This window comes from Marinobacter sp. UBA5687 (assembly GCF_002420325.1).
Classification (GTDB): Bacteria; Pseudomonadota; Gammaproteobacteria; order Pseudomonadales; family Oleiphilaceae; genus Marinobacter; species Marinobacter nauticus.
The window spans coordinates 1-5128 of record NZ_DIHV01000036.1 but is presented as its reverse complement, the minus strand read 5'-3'; the positions used below and the strand labels follow the sequence as shown (position 1 = coordinate 5128).

The window sequence follows — 5128 nt, the reverse complement described above, 5'->3', positions numbered from 1 at the left end:
CGATGTTCGCCAACGATACCGACAAGCGCACTCTGGACGACGCCATCGACGGCGCAGACGTGTTCCTGGGTCTGTCCGGCCCGGATCTTCTGTCTGCCGAGCAGCTGGCGAAAATGGCTCCGAACCCGGTGGTGTTTGCCTGTTCCAACCCGGATCCGGAAATCAGCCCGGAAGTGGCTCTGGCCACCCGTGATGATCTGATCATGGCGACCGGTCGCTCTGACTATCCGAACCAGGTGAACAACGTGCTTGGCTTCCCGTTCATTTTCCGTGGTGCACTGGATGTACGTGCAACCGCTATCAACGAGGAAATGAAGGTTGCCGCGGTTAACGCGATCCGTGAACTGGCCAAAGAGCCGGTGCCGCAGGAAATCTGTGAAGCCTACGGTGTTGATGCGTTTGAATTCGGTAAGGAATACATCATTCCGAAGCCGATGGATGTTCGTCTGCTGGAAGTAGTGCCGGCCGCCGTGGCCCGTGCTGCAGTAGATTCCGGTGTTGCGCGTAATCCGTACCCTGCGCACTACCCGCTGAAGTCTATGGAAGACATCATCTGATCGGGATGTAGTCTGGCTTCAAAAAAAACCGGCGGAGATCCCGCCGGTTTTTTTGTGCGTCCTGCTTGGGGTGATGCTGCGACAGATCAGAAGATCTGCCGTGACAGGTCGTCCCCGTTACTATTGTTGCCATTCCCTCCGATACTCTCGGCTGGCAGAGGCGAGGGTGCGTCTTCTTCCTTGAATATCTCGAAAACGGCTTCTTCGCCGGGTCGAGCTCTTTCTCCGGTTTCCGGGTTGATCCGGATATTCACGATGCCATTGGGTCTGGGCATGGTGGCTGCTGGCTGGCCTGCCAGTGCTACTTTCATATAGTCGACCCATATCGGCAGTGCGGTACTGGCGCCATACTCGCCGCGACCCAAGGGAGAGGGTTGGTCAAATCCGACCCAGACCGTGGTTGCAATGTCGTGATTGAAGCCCGCGAACCAGGTGTCTTTCTGCTCGTTGGTGGTGCCCGTCTTGCCGGCAATGTCGCTGCGATTCAGTGCCAGGGCGCGACGTCCCGTTCCCCGGCGAACCACGTCCTGCATCATGGAGTGCATGATGTAGATTGATCGTTCGTCGGCCAGGCGTTGCATAATCCGTGGTTCGGTTGTGTTCTCCTCGGCTGCGGAGGCTGGCAGTGTCATGCCTTCAATTTCGGGTGGTTGCTCCGAAGTGCTTTGTTCGGCATCGGCGACCTGCCTCTGGGATGCGTCGCAGTTCTCGTCGCATAATATGGTCTTCGGGGCTTCATAGACCACGGTGCCGTCCCATTCCTCGATTCGTTCAATCAGGTAGGGCTGTACGTCGTAACCGCCATTGGCGATTACCGCAAAGCCTCTTGCCAGCTCCATGGGTGTCAGCAGGCCGCTGCCCAGCGAGAGCGAGAGGTTGGAGGGCATGTTTTCAGTCGGGAGTTTGAGTTGCTTCAGGTAGCTGAGGGTGGTGTTGATGCCCAGGTCTCTCAGCAGGCGGATGGAAACTAGGTTGCGGGAGCGGTAAAGGCCCTCGCGCAAGGTGGTTGGCCCGTAGAACTGGCCTGATGAGTTTTGTGGTCGCCATGCGGTTTCAAGTTCGGAGTCTTCGAATACGATCGGAGCGTCGTTGTAGATGGTCGCCGGTGTTCGGCCGTTTTCCAGCGCGGAAAGGTACAGGAACGGCTTGAACGTTGAGCCTGGTTGGCGGCTGGCCTGGGTGGCGCGATTGTACTTGCTCTGGTTGAAGCTGTAGCCGCCCGCCAAAGCTTCAATGGCGCCGGTTTTGGCTTCCAGGGAGATGAGTGCGCCCTCGATTCGGGGGGCTTGCGCCAGGGATACTCGCAGTTCGGTGACGGCCTGCGTGGGTGCGCCCTCGCTGCCAGATTCTGCCTCAGAGTCTTTAATCTGTGGCAGTTGGTCAACTTTTACATAGATGACCTCCCCGGGGTTGACTACATCCGAAGGTTTTTCTGGTTCGGGGCCGGTGATGCTCTCGGTTCGGAATCGGCGTGCCCAGGTCATGGTTTCAAAGGGCATGACGCCGGGGCCCAGGCGCCGGGCATGTACTTTTACTTCGTTCTTTTCGTCGTCTATTGATGTCACAACGGCTGGTACCAGCGTTTCAACCCGCGGGTAGTTCTGCATTTTGTCCGACAGTTCGGCCGGGGTCAGGCCTTCAATGTCGAACTGTCCGATGGGGCCCCGGAAACCGTGCCGGCGGTCATAGGCTTCGAGGCCTGCCCTCAGGGCTTCGGTAGCGGTTTGTTGCTTGTCGCTGTCGACGGTCAGGGTCACGCTGTAGCCATCGGTGTATGCATTCTCTCCGTAGCGGCGAACCATTTCAGCCCGGGCCATCTCGGCCACATAGTCGGCATCCACTTCGGCGTCACGAGTGTTATAGCTGGCGGTCAGCGGTGCTTTGCTGGCCAGAGACCAGGCGTCTTCGGTGATGTAGCCCAGGTCTTTCATTCTGCCGAGAATCCAGTTACGGCGAATCAGGGCTCGCTCCGGATTTGCCAGGGGGTTGTAGGCAGAGGGGGCTTTGGGGAGACCTGCCAACATTGCCATCTGGGCCAGTGAAAGTTCTGTCACCGGTTTGTCGTAGTAAACCTGGGCGGCAGCGGCGATTCCGTAGGCCCGGTTGCCGAGGTAGATCTTGTTCAGATAGAGCTCAAGAATCCTGTTTTTATCCAGTTCGCGTTCAATCTGAAGAGCCAGCAGTATCTCGTTGAACTTTCGTATGAAGGTCCGGTCGCGTGACAAAAAGTAATTTTTTGCAACCTGCATGGTGATGGTACTGCCGCCAGACTGGATTTCTCCGGTGGTGATCAGTTCCACTGCAGCCCGCGTCAGGCCTTTAATGTCGACTCCGAAGTGCTCGTAAAACCGCGCGTCTTCGGCTGCCAGGAAGGCTTGTAACTGAATTGTAGGGATCTGTTCTATTGTGATCGGTGCCCTTCTCTTTTCACCGAATTCTGCTATTAATCTGTTGTCTTTGCTATACACCCGAAGCGGCGTCTGCAGCCGGACATCCAGCAATTGCTCCACCGGTGGCAGATTGGGCCGAAGATAAAGATACAGGCTTGAGGAAATAATAATGGCGACACTCAGGCCGGTAAGAAAGAACCAGGCAAAAACGCGAGATGTACGCAACAAATGAGACATTTTTTTCTGACAACTGTTGGATATAGGTCTATTATTTGAGAAATTGCTTTAGGAAGGTTCGGTCGCCTCGCCGTCTGCAATGTCTCCCGAAATTCGAGAGATTGCATTGTAGACGGAATAAATAAGAAATTCTCTTACATAAAAAACACATAGAACGCCTCTGAAATGATCGCCTTTACAGGGAGTGGTTCAGGGGTTCCAACGCCGGGTGCATTTAACCAGGTATAGGGTGAGCGCGTGTTCGGATTACCAGGAAAAAAATCCAGTGCCGTCCTTGGAGTGGATGTAAGCTCCAGTTCGGTCAAGCTGCTAGAGCTGTCAAAACATGGCGATCGATACAAGGTCGAGAGCTATGCGGTAGAGCCGTTGCCGGCCAATGCAGTTGTTGAAAAAAACATCACAGACGTCGAAGCGGTTGGGGAAGTGCTCAAGCGTGTCGCGTCCAAGTCACGTACCAGTGTGAAACAGGTGGCTGTTGCTGTTTCCGGCTCGGCGGTGATCACCAAGGTTATCCAGATGGACGGTGGTCTCAACGAGTTTGAAATGGAAGACCAGATTGCGCTGGAAGCCGATCAGTACATTCCTTACCCCCTCGATGAAGTGGCGATCGATTTCGAAGTCCAGGGTCCGTCCGAATCCAACCCGGATCAGGTGGATGTGCTGCTGGCAGCCTGCCGTAAGGAAAACGTCGACATTCGCGAAGACGCCCTGGAAATTGCAGGGCTGACAACCAAGATTGTCGACGTGGAAGCCTATGCTCTGGAGCGGGCTTACAGTCTGATTGAGCCTCAGCTCGACTCCCAGGGTGAAGAGTTGGTGGTTGCCATCGTTGATATTGGCGCGACCATGACAACTCTGAGTGTGCTGGCAGAGGGTAAGACGGTCTATACCCGCGAGCAGATTTTTGGCGGAAAACAGCTGACGGAAGAGATTCAGCGTCGTTACGGCCTGTCGCTCGAAGAGGCGGGGCTGGCCAAGAAGCAGGGTGGTTTGCCAGACGACTACAACGAGGAAGTTCTGACCCCGTTCCGGGAAGCGGTTGTTCAGCAAGTGGCGCGGGCGCTCCAGTTTTTCTTCGGCGCGAGTCAGTACAACGCGGTGGATTACGTGGTGCTTGCCGGAGGAACAGCGTCGATTCAGGGGCTCACGGAAATGGTGGAAGAGAAAACTGGAACGCCAACCCTGGTGGCCAATCCGTTTGCCAATATGGCGGTGGGCTCCCGGGTTAACGCCTCTGCGCTAAGCAATGATGCCCCCTCGTTGATGATTGCCTGCGGTCTGGCAATGAGGAGTTTCGACTGATGGCAAAAATTAACCTCAGACCCTGGCGGGAAGAGCTTCGCGCCGAGAAGCAGAAACAGTTTGTTGTGATGATACTGGGCGCCGTGATTATCGCGGGTGGCCTGGCTTTCCTCTGGAAATCGGATATGGACAGCCGGATTGCCTATCAGCAATCCCGTAATGCCTATATTGAGACTGCCACCAAAGAGCTGGACAAGCAGATCAAGGAGATTGAAAACCTCAAGCGTCAGCGCGATGAATTGCTGGCACGGATGCAGGTGATTCAGGATCTTCAGGGTAAGCGACCGGTGATTGTGCGGGTGTTCGATGAGTTGGTGAGAACCATTCCGGACGGACTTTACTATACGGATCTCAAGAAAACCGGAGAACGACTCGATATCGTGGGTATGGCTGAGTCCAATAGTCGGATTTCGAACCTGATGCGTCAGTTCGAGGATTCGGAATGGTTTGCCAATCCCAATCTGACCAATGTGGCTGCAGCAGACAGCGCCCGGTCCGGATACAGCCAGTTCAATCTCTCCGTCCGGCAACGGACACCAGAGCCCGAAGGGGAGGATAACTGATGAGCCTCGCGGACTCTCTGAAAAGTCTTAACGAATTCGATATCAATGATCTTGATATCAACAATGCCGGCATCTGGCC

The 5128-nt window shown here is 55.3% G+C and carries 4 protein-coding genes and 1 pseudogene; 4 read left to right on the top strand and 1 reads right to left on the bottom strand.

The genetic code is table 11. From position 1 onward, the window contains the following. The coding region (locus tag B3Y70_RS04040) for a malic enzyme-like NAD(P)-binding protein (RefSeq protein WP_288589232.1) at nt 1-557 on the top strand (557 nt) is incomplete at its 5' end. A gap of 86 nt (nt 558-643) precedes the next feature. Here the strand turns inward: B3Y70_RS04040 and B3Y70_RS04035 are convergent. Further along, entirely contained in the window at nt 644-3184 is a 2541-nt protein-coding gene (locus B3Y70_RS04035) for a penicillin-binding protein 1A (protein WP_288589230.1), read from the bottom strand. A 237-nt stretch (nt 3185-3421) separates the two neighbouring features. Here B3Y70_RS04035 and B3Y70_RS04030 point away from each other — a divergent pair, with 237 nt between their 5' ends. The 3 genes and pseudogenes from B3Y70_RS04030 to B3Y70_RS17535 form a co-directional block, all read left to right on the top strand. Then, entirely contained in the window at nt 3422-4486 is a 1065-nt protein-coding gene (locus tag B3Y70_RS04030) for a pilus assembly protein PilM (protein WP_011784345.1), read from the top strand. Next, nucleotides 4486-5049, top strand: coding sequence for a PilN domain-containing protein (locus B3Y70_RS04025; protein WP_273031151.1), 564 nt, complete (start codon nt 4486-4488; stop codon nt 5047-5049). Before B3Y70_RS04030 ends, B3Y70_RS04025 begins: the two co-directional genes overlap by 1 nt. After that, nucleotides 5049-5128: pseudogene (locus tag B3Y70_RS17535) on the top strand (pilus assembly protein PilP); the annotation flags it as partial. The gene B3Y70_RS04025 and the pseudogene B3Y70_RS17535, both read left to right, overlap by 1 nt.

What these genes read in the sequence shown, in the direction of transcription:
- B3Y70_RS04035 (WP_288589230.1), bottom strand. Translation starts at nt 3,184, where the DNA reads ATGTCTCATTTGTTGCGTACATCTCGCGTTTTTGCCTGGTTCTTTCTT.
- B3Y70_RS04025 (WP_273031151.1), top strand. Translation starts at nt 4,486, where the DNA reads ATGGCAAAAATTAACCTCAGACCCTGGCGGGAAGAGCTTCGCGCCGAG.